13 protein-coding genes are annotated in these 14,416 nt (G+C 43.8%); 8 read left to right on the forward strand and 5 right to left on the reverse strand.

Features of this window, described 5'->3' with window-relative positions:
- Positions 1 to 138 precede the first annotated feature (138 nt).
- From mog to R3289_RS03920, 4 genes are all read left to right on the forward strand, one after another.
- Positions 139 to 672: a molybdopterin adenylyltransferase gene (mog, locus tag R3289_RS03905; protein ID WP_318924178.1), complete on the forward strand. Its 534-nt coding sequence runs from the start codon at positions 139 to 141 to the stop codon at positions 670 to 672.
- Between the two features lie 106 nt (positions 673 to 778).
- The gene (locus tag R3289_RS03910; RefSeq protein WP_318924179.1) at positions 779 to 1,549 is read left to right on the forward strand and encodes a hypothetical protein; all 771 of its coding nucleotides are present in this window, start codon (positions 779 to 781) and stop codon (positions 1,547 to 1,549) included.
- A 274-nt stretch (positions 1,550 to 1,823) separates the two neighbouring features.
- Positions 1,824 to 2,306 carry a DUF3015 family protein gene (locus tag R3289_RS03915; protein WP_318924180.1) on the forward strand — a complete coding sequence of 161 codons (483 nt, stop codon included), beginning with the start codon at positions 1,824 to 1,826 and terminating at the stop codon, positions 2,304 to 2,306.
- 66 nt (positions 2,307 to 2,372) lie between these two features.
- Positions 2,373 to 4,244: a DUF4105 domain-containing protein gene (locus tag R3289_RS03920; RefSeq protein ID WP_318924181.1), complete on the forward strand. Its 1,872-nt coding sequence runs from the start codon at positions 2,373 to 2,375 to the stop codon at positions 4,242 to 4,244.
- Positions 4,245 to 4,875: 631 nt separating this feature from the next.
- Here R3289_RS03920 and R3289_RS03925 read toward each other — a convergent pair.
- Positions 4,876 to 5,535, reverse strand: coding sequence for a potassium channel family protein (locus tag R3289_RS03925; RefSeq protein WP_318924182.1), 660 nt, complete (start codon positions 5,533 to 5,535; stop codon positions 4,876 to 4,878).
- A gap of 265 nt (positions 5,536 to 5,800) precedes the next feature.
- Here R3289_RS03925 and R3289_RS03930 point away from each other — a divergent pair, with 265 nt between their 5' ends.
- Complete coding sequence (locus R3289_RS03930; protein WP_318924183.1) at positions 5,801 to 6,820, forward strand: adenosine deaminase; 1,020 nt, start codon at positions 5,801 to 5,803, stop codon at positions 6,818 to 6,820.
- A gap of 77 nt (positions 6,821 to 6,897) precedes the next feature.
- Here the strand turns inward: R3289_RS03930 and R3289_RS03935 are convergent, their stop codons facing one another.
- Positions 6,898 to 7,449 carry a hypothetical protein gene (locus R3289_RS03935; protein ID WP_318924184.1) on the reverse strand — a complete coding sequence of 184 codons (552 nt, stop codon included), beginning with the start codon at positions 7,447 to 7,449 and terminating at the stop codon, positions 6,898 to 6,900.
- A gap of 447 nt (positions 7,450 to 7,896) precedes the next feature.
- Between R3289_RS03935 and R3289_RS03940 the strand changes: the two genes are divergently transcribed.
- A complete protein-coding gene (locus R3289_RS03940; RefSeq protein ID WP_318924185.1) occupies positions 7,897 to 8,379 on the forward strand; it encodes a glutathione peroxidase in 483 nt (160 codons plus the stop codon).
- A 19-nt stretch (positions 8,380 to 8,398) separates the two neighbouring features.
- Here the strand turns inward: R3289_RS03940 and R3289_RS03945 are convergent, their stop codons facing one another.
- Positions 8,399 to 9,358: a CHAD domain-containing protein gene (locus R3289_RS03945; protein WP_318924186.1), complete on the reverse strand. Its 960-nt coding sequence runs from the start codon at positions 9,356 to 9,358 to the stop codon at positions 8,399 to 8,401.
- A 239-nt stretch (positions 9,359 to 9,597) separates the two neighbouring features.
- On the opposite strand from R3289_RS03945, the gene hppD reads away from it, so the two are divergent.
- On the forward strand, positions 9,598 to 10,674 hold the full coding sequence (hppD, locus tag R3289_RS03950; RefSeq protein WP_318924187.1) for a 4-hydroxyphenylpyruvate dioxygenase: 1,077 nt from the start codon (positions 9,598 to 9,600) through the stop codon (positions 10,672 to 10,674).
- A 62-nt stretch (positions 10,675 to 10,736) separates the two neighbouring features.
- Here the strand turns inward: hppD and R3289_RS03955 are convergent, their stop codons facing one another.
- Positions 10,737 to 11,186, reverse strand: coding sequence for a hypothetical protein (locus R3289_RS03955; RefSeq protein ID WP_318924188.1), 450 nt, complete (start codon positions 11,184 to 11,186; stop codon positions 10,737 to 10,739).
- A 1,227-nt stretch (positions 11,187 to 12,413) separates the two neighbouring features.
- Positions 12,414 to 13,475, reverse strand: a complete 1,062-nt coding sequence (locus tag R3289_RS03960; protein ID WP_413466669.1) for a Preprotein translocase subunit SecY — start codon at positions 13,473 to 13,475, stop codon at positions 12,414 to 12,416.
- Between the two features lie 407 nt (positions 13,476 to 13,882).
- Between R3289_RS03960 and R3289_RS03965 the strand changes: the two genes are divergently transcribed.
- Positions 13,883 to 14,314: a thioesterase family protein gene (locus R3289_RS03965; RefSeq protein ID WP_318924190.1), complete on the forward strand. Its 432-nt coding sequence runs from the start codon at positions 13,883 to 13,885 to the stop codon at positions 14,312 to 14,314.
- Positions 14,315 to 14,416: the final 102 nt, after the last annotated feature.

A 14,416-nucleotide genomic window follows, 5' to 3' on the forward strand; every position in this document is an offset into this window, starting at 1 on the left:
TTCCTTAAACTTGCATCTCAAATCATTCTAAGAAGTTTTTTGATATTTCTATGTTCATTATCTCGGGCTCAAAGTCTGCGGGTATGGACGTAGGAGCTGAAATTGACATGCAAGGCCATCAGGGTCGAGGGATAACACATGAGCAAAGCGAAAATCGGTATTGTGACAGTCAGTGACCGTGCAAGTGCGGGCGTTTACGAAGATATTTCTGGTCTGGCGATTATCGATACCTTGAATGACTATCTGACGTCACCTTGGGAGCCAGTGTATGAAGTGATCCCGGATGAGCAAGATGTGATTGAAGCAACACTGATCAAAATGGCCGATGAGCAGAACTGCAGCCTGATTGTGACAACGGGTGGCACCGGTCCGGCAAAGCGCGATGTTACACCGGAAGCAACCGAAGCGGTATGCGATCGTATGATGCCAGGTTTTGGCGAGCTCATGCGTGCTGAATCCTTGAAGTTTGTACCGACGGCGATTCTGTCTCGTCAGACTGCGGGTCTTCGCGGCGATAGCCTGATTGTAAACCTGCCGGGTAAGCCGAAATCTATCCGTGAATGCCTGGATGCGGTTTTTCCTGCGATACCTTATTGTATCGACCTGATGGACGGCCCATACTTTGAGTGTAATGAGGGCGTTATTAAGCCATTCCGTCCAAAGCAGAAGTAACAGCGATGGGTTAATTGATTTCTTTTCTGGTTAACGTCGCTTTCTGAGTCACTTTGATACCGATAGCCATTGATGTGGCTATCGGCTTCACAAAGAGGGTACTGCTATGAAATATCGAGCCGTTGTTATTGCACTGAGTCTGTTTGCTTTACCTGCCCATGCAACTTGGGAAGAGCTGAAGGAAACAGCGTCAGAGATTGGCACTAAAGTCAGCGAAAGCAGTAAGCAAGCCTGGGAAAGTGTGTCTGACTTCTCTAAAGAAACATGGGATTCAGTGTCTGACTGGGGAGAAGACGCATTCAATACTGCCGGCGAATGGACTGATAGTTCGATTGAGACGGGTAAGGAATGGCTTGATGCCGGTGAAGCCAAGTTGGATGAAATGCTGAAACCGGAAACGCCAGATGAGGCCCGTGAAGCACTCAATATTATGGCAGATACCGCTCTGGTTCGGTTGTTCAATAAACAGCCTTCAGCAAAGTTATTGTTCGACGTAGCTTACGGTTATGCGGTGTTCGATTCGCGTCAATTTTCATTGCTGCTTCACACCAACCAAGGGGCTGGGGTTGCGATAAATCGTCAAACGAACAGCCACACCTATATGAAGATGTTCGGGGCTGGATTAGCCGCGGGTTTTGGTGGCAAGTTTTATCAGCAAGTGATCTTTTTTGAAGATCAAAAGACCTTTGACGGCTTTGTCAGTGATGGTTGGGAAGCAACTTCAGAAATGAGCGTCGTTGCGGGAACTGAAAGTGCCGAGCTCACCGCTAAATACAACGGTGGAATGGTAATCTACCAGATTGGTGAAAAAGGACTGTTGATTGATGCCAATATTTCAGGATCAAAATACTGGATAGATACCGATCTGACAGAATAATTGAACACGCGATCTGAGGTAAAAGCTCACGAGTGCTTTTCTATGATTAGTTATCGAGCTCTTACTGGTCACTTATCATTCCGCAACGCTTAGTTATCAAGTAATAATATGAAATGAGTTCAAATTTATAGTTATTTCATTGCAATTGAATGCACTTTACTGCTTAATATGCACGCTTAATGTATCGTATTCTATGCATTTCAAGCCTTATTAATAAGGCAAAACTTACAATTCACGCACATTAAATGACGTGGATATATAGGAATTAGAAATAATGAAAAAACTATTTGCAGTGGCTGCTATTTCACTTCTTCCATTCAGCAACGCAATGGCTGATCAAGATATTGGTTGTGGTCTGGGTTCTATGGTTCTTCAAGGTCAAGAAGGTAAACCAATGAAGATCCTTGGCGCGACTCTGAACGGCACTTCTGGTAACCAGACGTTTGGTATTACTTTCGGTACTCTAGGTTGTGATGGTAACGGCCAGATCACATCTACTGAAAAACTTGCTATGTTCATCGACGGTAACATGGATACGCTTGCACGTGACATGGCTCGTGGCGAAGGTGACAGCCTAGCAACTCTTTCTGAAGTTTGGGGTATTGAAGAAGCAGACAAAGCTCACTTTGCAAAGCTTGTTCAATCACAATTCGCAAATGTATTCACATCGACTAATGTGACTTCTGACGAAGTAATGAACAACCTAAACAGCGTAGTTGCTAATGATTCAGCTCTAGCAGGCTATACACTGTCTTAATAACAGTTTTTCTGATTAGAGCGTCCATGCATTCGTGCTTGGGCGCTTTTCTATTTATGGTTACCCATGCTTAAAATTCCGTCATTAAAACAATTCATTACTTCTCTGTTTATTTTCTCTGCACCTGTCTTGTCGTTTGAAATACATGCACAGAACAATTTTAGCCAGGCTGACATCGAGACACTCTCAAAGCATTCCTATTGGCTCAAATTGGGGCATTATCAACCAGCAGTATTATCAGCATGGAAAAGTCAGGTTGATAGTCCGGAGTTCTTTCTCTCGCCAGAAGGTAAACAAAGCCCATTATCAGAACTTCAAGCGACGCTGGATAAGTTCAGTGGCAGTGACTATGAAAAATATGCTTGCCAGTACCCGGCGCGGTTTGCATGGTTAAAAGAGAGCCTGCAATTCGAGCAGGTTACTCCGGTTTGTGAGGATTTTGATGATTGGAAATCAACCATTTCCCCTCAGGGATTGACGATGGTCTTTCCTACCGCGTTTATCAATAACCCTGAGTCCATGTTTGGACACACGCTTCTGCGAATCGATGCGCATAATCAGACAAAACATAAAGAGCTGGTAGCATATGCTATCAATTTTGCCGCCGATCCGGATCCATCGGATAACCCTGCAACATTTGCCTTAAAGGGATTCGCAGGTAGCTACCCTGGCTATTTCAGTGTGATGCCGTACTACAGAAAGGTTCGTGAGTATAATGATTTAGAGTCTCGGGATATCTGGGAGTTTCCGCTTAATCTGACCGAAAGTGAAGTAGAGCGAATTATACTTCACCTGTGGGAGTTGCAACCGGCCATATTCGATTACTACTATATGGACGAAAATTGCTCATACCAATTACTGTCATTACTGCAACTGGCGCGTGACGATCTCAACTTAACTGATCAGTTTACATTCAGTGCTATACCATCAGATACAATCTCTGCGTTGAAGGATAAAGGCTTGCTGGAAGATGCCAGTTATCGCGCTTCCTATGGCACTCGCCTGCTACATTTCTCCGAACAGTTGGATAAGCATCAGCTACAGGCGGCTTACAAAGCGATGGAAGGTGAACTTCCAGAGCCCGACCAATATTCTGACACTGAGCGCGCAGCCATTATTGAGATGGCCTACGAATGGCTAAACTTCCGCTTTTATGATGAAGCCGATTTAGATCGAACAATCGCCGCCCCGCGACTTAATCAACTATTGATAGAACGCAGTAAAATTAAAGTCAGGTCACCTTTCCCCCCTGTAGAGGTTCCGCTAATCTCACCAGAGGAATCTCACGGCTCCGCACGTATTGGTATCGGGGCGATTTACAACCACCATGCGGGCAACAAAATGCATCTTGCATGGCGTGCGAACTATCATGACTTATTGGATCGTTCAGGTGGTTTTATTCCCGGAGCTCAAATCAGCCTTTACGATCTAGAATTAAGCGTTAGCGAGTCAGGGACATCACGCCTAGAAAAATTTCATATCCTCGATGTTATGTCCCTAGCGCCAGATAACGACATTTTCAACAGCTGGTCATGGAATGCTCGTGGGGGATTTGACCGTCAGCCCGATGATAGTCAATGGAAAGAACGCTGGTTCCTGCAAGGTGGTTTGGGCAAGTCCTGGGGCAATCCGAACACGATTCATAGCTACCTGTTGGCATCAGGCGAAATCAATACGGGCGATATCACCTCTCAATCAGCCGAATTGGGTATTGGGCTTGAGGGGGGCATTGTTATGCAGGTTAATCCGAATAACAAAATTGCTATCAATACGCAGGTATTGAAACTTATCGATACTGAAGCTGAACATCACTCCAAAGCAACACTTAGCTGGCAATGGTCGCCCGCTCGCCAGTGGGGAGTACGAAGCGAAATCGGCTATCAAATGTGGAATGGTGACGACGCATTTGGCAAAGTCACGGGATATTTATATTACTGACGAATGATCAGCACTGAATACAGCTATCATCGAATATTTAGGTGATAGCTGTACAAAACCGTTAACATAAAGCCCGATAAAGAATATGTAGCTCCCGTGAGCTCATGAACTTCAATCATAGATTTGCCATTATATCAGGCAAAATTTAATAGAAATTTCAGCCTCCTCAAAAAGAAACCCTACTTTCATCAATTTACCGAGGCTTTGTTGAAACGTTCAGATAACACCCAATTATTCCATTAGCACTGAGTTCCGTTATCATAGACGGCCTTTCATTCCGGTTAGCTTTTAATCCTTGTATAAAGGGCTGTGCTATTTTAATCAGCTTTTCTGCTTCTAATTTTAAGATAGTTTAATGAACCATTTGTTCCGAAACAACGAAGGTTGCTGAATAACTATTACCTTGGTGTGATCGTAAATGAATACCAGATGTTGGTTTTCCTAGATGATAAATAAAGGGGGAGTATTTTTTTAGCCGGGAATAATAATATTATCAATGTCTGAGAATGAATTGTCGCCATTTAATATTCAGGTGGTCATATAAATATCTGATTGCCACCGAGTCTCAGCTAACAAACGTGAGAAGAGGTATCGGTGTCGTTTGAATACTTGAAATATCAGGCATTTTCCGTTAGTTATTCTGTGTGTCTTGCCGCGCATTGACCAGGCTTGAGACGACAATGGCCATATAAAATACCCCGGCAATGGCTTCAAGATAGACTAACACTTGAGCCACCGGTGATACCGGGCTGATGTCGCCATACCCTAGCGTGGTCAGGGTAACAAAACTAAAATAGGCCGCTGTTGAGAAGTTATCACCCCAGGGGGCCGGTTCGAGGCCCTTAATGGCATAGGGCGAAAATTCAATAATAAGTAGATAGGCCATAGCCCAGATAAGGCCCAGCAATAAGAAAAGGGCGACAGATCCGATGATCTTGTTACCGTCAATCGCGCCGGTAAACAAGATCTGCCGAGCTGTCGATTTAAAAGTACCAGCGAAAAAAATCAGTACTAATGTCATCATGACAGTGTTAGTGGCCGTCAGGTTTAGGAAATTATGGACCAGGATGGTGGCCACCATACAGGCGCTGATGGTAAGAAGAAATCGATACCAGTTTTGATCGATTTTCAGACTGATTAAGCACACCAGAAAAACCACGATAATGAAAAATTGCAGGAAGTAATCGAGAAGCCCTTGAGGTAATGCCTGCGCCAGCGACGATGCAACCAGTAGAGCAATCAGGGAAAAGGTAAGATAAAAAAAGTTATTTTTCTTGGTAATGACTGTCATTGCCGGTTCCTCAGCGAATTCTTCAGTAGGGTATCACCTTTTAGTTAATCAAAAGAAAATACGTGAATAAAGACAATATTAGAATATGGCTGAAGGTCAGAAGGCAAAACCTAACACATCGTTATTAACCCTATCGGTTCGGATACAATTTGTATATAACCCAGCGAGTGTCACTCCTTCTTTTGCTTGTTTTAGCTACACTATTGTTAATTAAATTAATTTTAGAAATCTCTTGGTTACCTGAGATTGAATGGGAGGGAATAGAATGGATGGATTTATCAAAACCTTGCCGAAGGTCGAACTGCATCTTCATATCGAGGGAACATTAGAGCCTGAACTGATGTTTGAACTGGCACAGCGTAACAACATTGAATTACCTTATCAGAATGTGGATCAGGTTCGCCAGGCGTATGAGTTTGACGATCTGCAGTCATTTCTTGAGCTTTATTATCAAGGTGCTCAGGTACTGCAAACGGAGAGAGATTTTTATGATTTGACGTGGGCGTATTTGCAACGCTGTAAAATGGATCATGTTGTTCACACCGAGATCTTTTTTGATCCGCAAGCGCATACCGCGCGAGGGATTTCATTTGAGACGGTTATCAATGGTATTGCCAGGGCGCAGCAACATGGCAGAGAACAGTTAGAAATCAGTAGTCATCTTATCATGTGTTTCTTGCGTCACCTGAGTGAACAAGATGCCATTGAAACCTTGCAGCAGGCATTACCCTACAAAGATCAAATTATTGGGGTCGGGCTGGATTCATCCGAACAGGGACACCCGCCGGGTAAATTTCGTCATGTGTTTGAACAAGCGAGAGATCAGGGCTTTCTCACTGTTGCTCATGCTGGTGAAGAGGGGCCAGCCAGTAATATCTGGGATGGGATCAAATTACTTCATATCGCGCGTATTGACCATGGTGTGCGCTGTGTTGAGGATGAGGCATTGGTGAAGCACCTTGCGACGACCCGCATTCCATTGACGGTGTGCCCGCTATCGAACGTCAAGCTCAAGGTTTTTCCCACCATGGCCGATCATAATGTGCTCGAGTTGCTGCGCAAAGGTTTGTGTGTGACCATTAATTCCGATGATCCGGCCTATTTCGGCGGGTATATGACTGAGAATTATCTTGCCGTTGCCCATGCTCTTGACGCCTCCAAGCTGGAAATGGCGCAGTTCAGTCAAAATGCCATTGAAGCCAGTTTTCTTGATACCCGGCAAAAATCAGAATTACAGCAGCGGTTGCAGCATTATATGGATCAGCAATTCAAACCGATATTGTGAAATCAGGACAAGTTTTTCCACATAGGCTGAGCGAAAATCCATACGCTCAGCACTGAGGTGGTTAAGGTATAAAGTGATTACTTTAGCCACTTTTTGATGGTTTCAAACAGGGTTGCAGCGGAGGTGTTTTTGCTGGCCTGTTCGACCCCGATATAATATGCCCGCATAAAGCCGGAACGGGTTGGCTCGGCGGCATGTGTCGTTGAAGGCTCTAGCGAGCCTGGCATCAGTGCCTGTGCGATCTGTCCTGCATGATCATTGGCATAGCTGAAATCGATGCCAGTATAACCCTGCACCATAAACCACACTGTGGTGATCACCGTTAATCGTTGGCTATCCGTTGCCACAAATTTACCTGCATGGTCAGCGCCGACAGTGTCCTCGAAAACCTGCTTCATATTCTGCAGACTCTGACTCTTCTGTTGATAGTCTGCGACAGCTTCGTTCTGGGCCTTGGTCATCACGCCAAGCAGTAAATGATGTGGTGATTTGTCTGGCTTCTGTTGGCAAACAGAGACAAAAAAAGGAGAACATACCGCAATAAATTGGTCCAGTTCACTGCGTTCTTGTTCGCTAAAGGGCAGGTCATGTAATCCCATGACACATAATTCATTCAATAAGTCAGGCATGATTCTAACTATTAGGGACATTAATCAGATCGCAGTATACGGAATTTAGACTGAAAAAGCAGAGTCTGGTGCGGCCAAATTGATTGTGTGCGTTTTTTCTCCAGTCTCTGCTTTGGTTGTCCTTTTTCTATAGTCCAGTCCGATCAAACTTAACCGCGATCAGAATCTTTCATAATACCGCGGGTGTATTCAAGCCATAACAAAATGAATGCTCCGCGAAGGCGTCAAGATGCGAGAGAGATGAATATTTGTTGTCGTCGAGAACGATTATTGCGTGAGGGTAGAGCAAATATTCTACTTAGGTCTGAAAATGATATATTTTCAGTGTATAACATTAACTTGAATGACATTGTATTAAGCTAGTGTTACGCCCGATGAAATGGATAGCTAACGGGGCCATATTGTGACTATTTGCCCTGTGCTCAAGAGCCTAATAGGAGATGGATGATGACAAGTTTTTATGAACTTTCCGCTAATAACATTCGTGGTGAAAACGTATCGATGAGCGATTTCGCCGGTAAAGTGGTGCTGGTGGTCAATACCGCCAGTGAGTGTGGTTTGACGCCACAATATCAAGGGCTGCAAGATCTGTATGCTAAGTATAACGATCAGGGATTAGTGGTTTTAGGTTTCCCATGCAATCAATTTGGCGGGCAAGAGCCTGGCGAGAATCAACAAATAGCAGAAGCGTGTCAGATTAATTATGGTGTCGAATTTCCCATGTTCGAAAAGGTGGATGTGAACGGCCATAACAGCCATGAGATTTTTAAGTATCTGACCCAGGCTTTGCCAGGCACACTTGGCAAAAATGTGAAGTGGAACTTTACCAAGTTTCTGATCGGCCGGGATGGTAAGCCGTTAAAGCGTTATGCGCCAACGAAGAAGCCAGAATCACTGGAAGCCGATATTGTACGACAACTCAAGCGTTAACCAACGCATGGTATGGCGCTCATCGGTATAAGGATTGATAGCTGTCAATGTTTTGCTGGTCGGAAAAATCGATGAGCTGCTGAATAATCTGATGTTTTGCCGTAATATGTTGTTGCTCAGCAATGGCTAATAATCGTTCAACGGCCAGGTATCGGTGGCTGTTCGGCTTTCTTGCGGCCAGATAATCGGCTAAAAACACCTGTTGGATCGATGAATCATTAAACTCACCAAGCAGATCCTGTAACTGCTTTAAGGTTGAGATTTGTTTTTTTACCTGCTTGGCCGGAAACAGTGGCAAGAAGTATTCGAGCAGGTACCTCAGTTTTTTACACTCAATACGTAGTTGGTGAAGATTGCTATCCGGGCTGTCACTATCGATTGCCTGGCTGAGTATCAGCACTTTCTGAGCGCGCTTCCAAATAATCGTTGGACCAAATTTCCGGCAGGATATTTGTCCCGCTTCGGTGGGGGCCTGAGAGAGCCTTTCAAGATGTTCGTTGACTTGTCTGCACTGCTGCTTGTAATTGTCTGTTTTAATCCATTGTTTTAAATCCTTAAAAGCCTTGTTCCGCTTGTTTTGCAAGTCGTCAAAAAAGCGCGCTAACCCCTGATGATGCTTGTGTTCAAGGCCAGCATAGTAGTCATCCATCTTATGAAGATAGACATCTAAATCACGTAGCAGATTGGTTTTTTGCATCATCCTTTTTAAGGTAGTCGCCAGCATCTCGCTCTGCTCTGGCTGAAAAAGCCCTTTAAGCAGGCTGATAATAGCCCGGCTGCGACGCAGCGAAACCCGGTACTGATGTAAGAATTCATCATCGTCATCCCTCAATAATCCGGCTTCATGCAGGCGTGCATGGTGAAACTCGGTGATCAGGAAAGAAGAGGTAGGAAGATAAATGTCTGTTTTTGCATCAATATTAATCTTGTCTTTTTTTCGTTTTGGCAATTTAAGCTTATCTCTTTTTGTTACGTTCATTGTTTCCTCCCTACTATTAAATCTAGTACCACTTGGCCCAGAATTTGATTAATTCGTCAGTAAATCAAAATAAATAGACCCAAGGTACCTATCGCGATAGGAATGGCTGTCCCCCTCCATTGGCAAGCATGCTTTACAAATGCCGTTTACATTTTAATAACACTTCTCTCGTTGTGAACTTCTCATCTATTACTCATTAGTGCTAGTTCTATTAGTAGGCACAAATTGAGGAAAAACAGATGGAAAATCCCCGCTTTAATCCAATGGGAACGGATGGCTTTGAGTTTGTTGAATTTACCGCGCCAACCTCTAAGGGGATCGCGAATTTGAAAAACCTGTTTCGATTAATGGGGTTTGCTGAAATTGCGAAACACAAACACAAAGCTGTTTGGCTATACCGGCAGGGTGATATCAATTTTATCGTTAATGGTGAAACACATTGTCAGGCTGAAGGGTTCGCTTCTCTTCATGGTGCGAGTGTGAATGCGATGGCATTTCGCGTGGCGGACTCGAGCCAGGCACTGGCCTATGCGGTTAAACAGGGGGCAACAGCGTGTGTACCGCAGGCTGGCCCGATGGAGCTGAATATTCCTGCGATTTACGGTATCGGCGAATCGTTAATTTATCTGGTTGATCGCTTTGGCGAGCACGATATCTACGAAATCGATTTTGATTATTATCCAGACTATCAGCGTAAACTCGCTGATTTAGATGCCGGGTTAGAAGTTATCGATCATCTCACGCACAATGTTCAGCGTGGAAATATGGACTTATGGTCAAACTTCTATGAGAAAATTGCCAACTTCCATGAAATTCGCCACTTTGATATTAAAGGTAAAATGACGGGATTGCTGTCGCGGGCGATGACAGCCCCTTGCGGAAAGATCCGTATCCCGATCAATGAATCTCATGATGATAAATCACAAATTGCCGAGTACCTTGAAAAATACAATGGGGAAGGGATCCAGCATATCGCCCTGAGTACCCGGGATATTTACAGCACGGTGAGAAAACTTAAACAGGGCGGGCTGAGATTTATGGATACGCCGGATACCTATTACGAAGGGATAAATCAGCGCGTCAAGGGCCATGAAGAAGATGTAGAAAAGCTCAATGAGCTGAAGATCCTTATCGATGGTGACGAAACGGGTATTTTGTTGCAGATTTTTACCGATACCGTGATTGGTCCGGTTTTCTTCGAAATTATCCAGCGTAAAGGTAATCAGGGCTTTGGCGAAGGTAACTTCCAGGCTCTGTTTGAATCTATTGAGTTAGATCAGATCCGTCGTGGTGTTTTGGATGCGCCTGATTCGTAAGTGCTTCCATTAAGTCTATACCCAAACAGCATCTTGAACTGGTTTGGGTATCACCACTGATCTTAGAATCTAATTTGCGAGTCCAGAGTCACAACTGCGTTATAATTTTTGGCATCGATTAAACCGACAGGCACTATTCCTAAATTTAAGCTGAAGTGGGTCATGGGTAATATTCGCAGATAGGGTTGGGCTAATGGCACTACATCCATGCCTGACTCTGCTTTATATCCGGTCGCGCCACCCAGGCGAATGCCGAAACCCAGGTAGGGGTTAGCGTCGTACTCGAAGGCCTTGTATACCGCAACGCTTTGGCGGCTGTAACTATTCTTGAAGCTTATAACGCCGTACCCGGCATACTCAGCGCCAATGCCAAGGTTTGACTCATTCAGTTTAACGCATGGGTCATTTGCGCAGAAAAAATGTTTACTTGCCAGCGGGATTGTCATGCGAAAGTCACTGGCACTAGCCGGAACAGCAGCAAAGGCGAGTAAGATCGCTAATGCTATTTTCATTTTGGTTTCCTGTTATTGTATAAAATTTGATACTCATTGCGCACCAAAAGACCTTAAAGGCATAACCTTTAACGAACTGTCGTTTTGATAGCATTATTTTTAATTCAGAGAGTTAGCGGTAGATTATAAAACCGTTCAATCATTTAGTTTATCGTTATACTTTATCCATTAAGTCGCGGGTAAATAACGACATCTTCGTTATCCAATGCCAATAGAAATAACCCAGTTAATCGTAAGGCAATTGTTTATATATATCGTCTTTGTCTGCCAATATAGGCAACGTATCACGCTGAATATTGTCTGTAATATTTTTAACCAAGATGAGTTCAAACTGAATGTCGAGGTTGTCACGTGAATGCTAAAAAACGAAAATGTACCCCATGCTGTTGATTTTATTTGGCTTTGATTTTTATTTCTGTCTCTCCACATCTGTTGTTCTGGCTTGCATATGCAATGCCGACACTCTTCTTTCGTACGCCACATAGTGGCCAAAAAACACATTTAGTCAAATGGCTTTGTTCTAAAATGAGTGATAAAACCTTCTCAAAAATGAGAAATGTAACTATTTATCAAGATAACTTTTTGAGACAGAAAAGATTTAAATTTATAATTTTTTAATTAATGGAATCGCGTATTTTTTAACAGTAACAAAAACAAATGAAACATAAGGCATAATAAATTCACTTGTAACTTCTTGATAGTAAAATTTAGGCCTAATGTAATTTCTGTAAAAAGAAAATATTATAAACGTGATATGAAGCTCATTACTTTTGTCTGGTTTTTTGGTCACTGTGCGGCTTTCTGATTGCTCGTCGGACACAGTATATTGCAGTGGTTTGGTTTAGGTATTGACCTGAAAATTATTTCAGCGTACAGTTTTTCTGTTCAGCGTACACGTGTATGCTGAATGGTTTTTTAAACGTTCTAACGAGCTGAAGCGTTTACGTTTAACAGTTAAGTGGAACGAATCAGTCGACTTTAGCAGGCCAATATCTCGATAACCAAAGGTTAACAATAATGATGAAACGAATAAGAAACTGGTGGGTACTGAAATTACTCAGATCGGATGACGATTGGAGTACTGATTTTATTTCAGAATATTTTTGATACCAATGACTGAATTCAGCGGGTAGTTGGTAATAACAGACCGAACGTATTCACGTTCGGTCTGTTGTTGGATTTCGATGCGTGAGGTTATGAACCTGCTAGCGATCAATCAGGAGGGGATTAGCACTCTGCCTCGCCATGCCACTGATAATGGTTGTTGGGTTTTTTACTGACAAAGCCTTCAGCCAGTAGTTTTTTGAAGATCTCGTCGACTTCCTCACTGTTTGTTTTCAAAAAGCGAGTCATCGCACGTTTACTGCAGTTTACCTGATTCTGGCTAAGCGCCTCAATTGCTTGCTCATAGACGCTCTTAGGCTCTTCTGGCTCCTGTGCTTCAGCGATAACCGGATCATCAATCTCGCTGGTGCCAAATTCCGAAGGGTTTATCTGGTGGGTCAGCAACTCAGGATCGCGATGTTGTGTGCGATTGTAGGCGTCAATCGTAATCGGATTCAGGCGGCGAAATTGATTTCGAAACCGCAGCTCCTCACCAATGAGTCCAACAAAAAAGGCCGCGAAAAAATCAAGCAGTACCGAGAGAAAGACCACCAGGCCTAGCTGGGCTGTCTGGGTCTGAATATTGAGCGATTTTGCCAGGCTATCAATCAGGCCTAGCACCGAGCCCTGGCTGACGACGGGCAAACTATCGCGCTCTGTCGCCAACTCTTGCTGCTGCAGGCGCAACTTATCGTTGGCTTTTTGAATACGTGTCACCCCGGTGGCGATACGTTCCATCTGGATATATTTCTCGGCGGCAACATTATTGAGTTCAATCTGCTTCTCGATGGCATCGATCTGCATGTTGTAGCTATTCACCTTGCTCTGTTGAACATTAACGTGGTTCTGAGCCTTGTTCGTGGCGCTGTTTATGCCACCGACAGAGCCGCCAATCGAGATGGCGGCCAAAACGGTATAAAATGCAAAGGCAGAGAATGCCCCCGCGTAATGGCGACGGGCTTTACGTTCGCCGACTTCATACCAGGCAAAAAACTTACCCAGCTCAAAAATAACCGCGAGGCCACCGAACAGCACCTGCATCAGCGGATCATCATCAATTGACAGGAATAGAAGCAAAGAGAACACAATGGAGGCGAGAATCGACGCGCCGGTGAAGCTGTAAACCGTCCACATCGCGAACGTCCCTTTCGGGTATCTTACGGGTAAATTCTGGTTGTAAAGCATAAAAGAGTATCTGTGTCGATGAGCGCTAATGCACATTAGCTTGTCAGCTATGCCGCCAAGCAATAATAAAGGGACGGCAAGGATACCCTAAAAAACAAGCTGAACCCTTATAAAACCTGGCTTCGCAAGGTTTATCGATGAAAATTCACACGCAGCTTTCATAACTGTTCAATACTTAAGCATTCGTAGTTTGCAAACTCTTCCATAACAATATCTGCGTGCTACAAACCACGAGTAATTGGCTGCGGTGAAGTGCTCAATTCTAAAAATACTGACTCAAAATGGAACGGGAGTTGTTGCAAGAATGTTAGATTGGGGCTAGGTTAATTACTCTAACAATAGATAATTAGCCAACCTGAAGATCAGGTATAGCCATTTTATTTTTAAAAGAAATGACGGGAGCAAACATGGACGACATGCTGAAAGATTATCCGGTGATCACCGAAATTCCTGTTGCCTGGGGGGAGATGGATGCCCTGAATCATGTTAATAACGTCGTTTATTTTCGCTATTTTGAAACCGCCAGGATCGATTACTTCAATAAAGCCGCTTTGATGGCGGAAATGAAGCAAACAGGAGTGGGGCCGATATTGAGTGAAACAACCTGTCGATATAAGCTGCCCGTTACCTTCCCTGATACTTTATATGTCGGTTCACGCATTTCTGAGATTAAAGCCGACAGGTTCACAATGGCTTATGAAATTGTCAGTAAGAAACTCGGCAGAACCACGACGGTCGGTTGTGCTGAAGTGGTGATGTTTGACTTTAAAACGAATGAAAAAGCCAACTTGTCGCAACATCTGCTTGATACCATCTCATCAATAGAAGGCAGTGTTTGACAGAACAATAAGTGGTTTGATTGAATTAAAGTCTGTTAGCGATATCGACATTGCATCTGGCGTCGTTAATCAGCACTTTGGCGTAGGGGCTTCCAGTCAAAG

This window comes from Photobacterium sp. (genome assembly GCF_033720175.1).
Taxonomy (GTDB): domain Bacteria; phylum Pseudomonadota; class Gammaproteobacteria; order Enterobacterales; family Vibrionaceae; genus Photobacterium.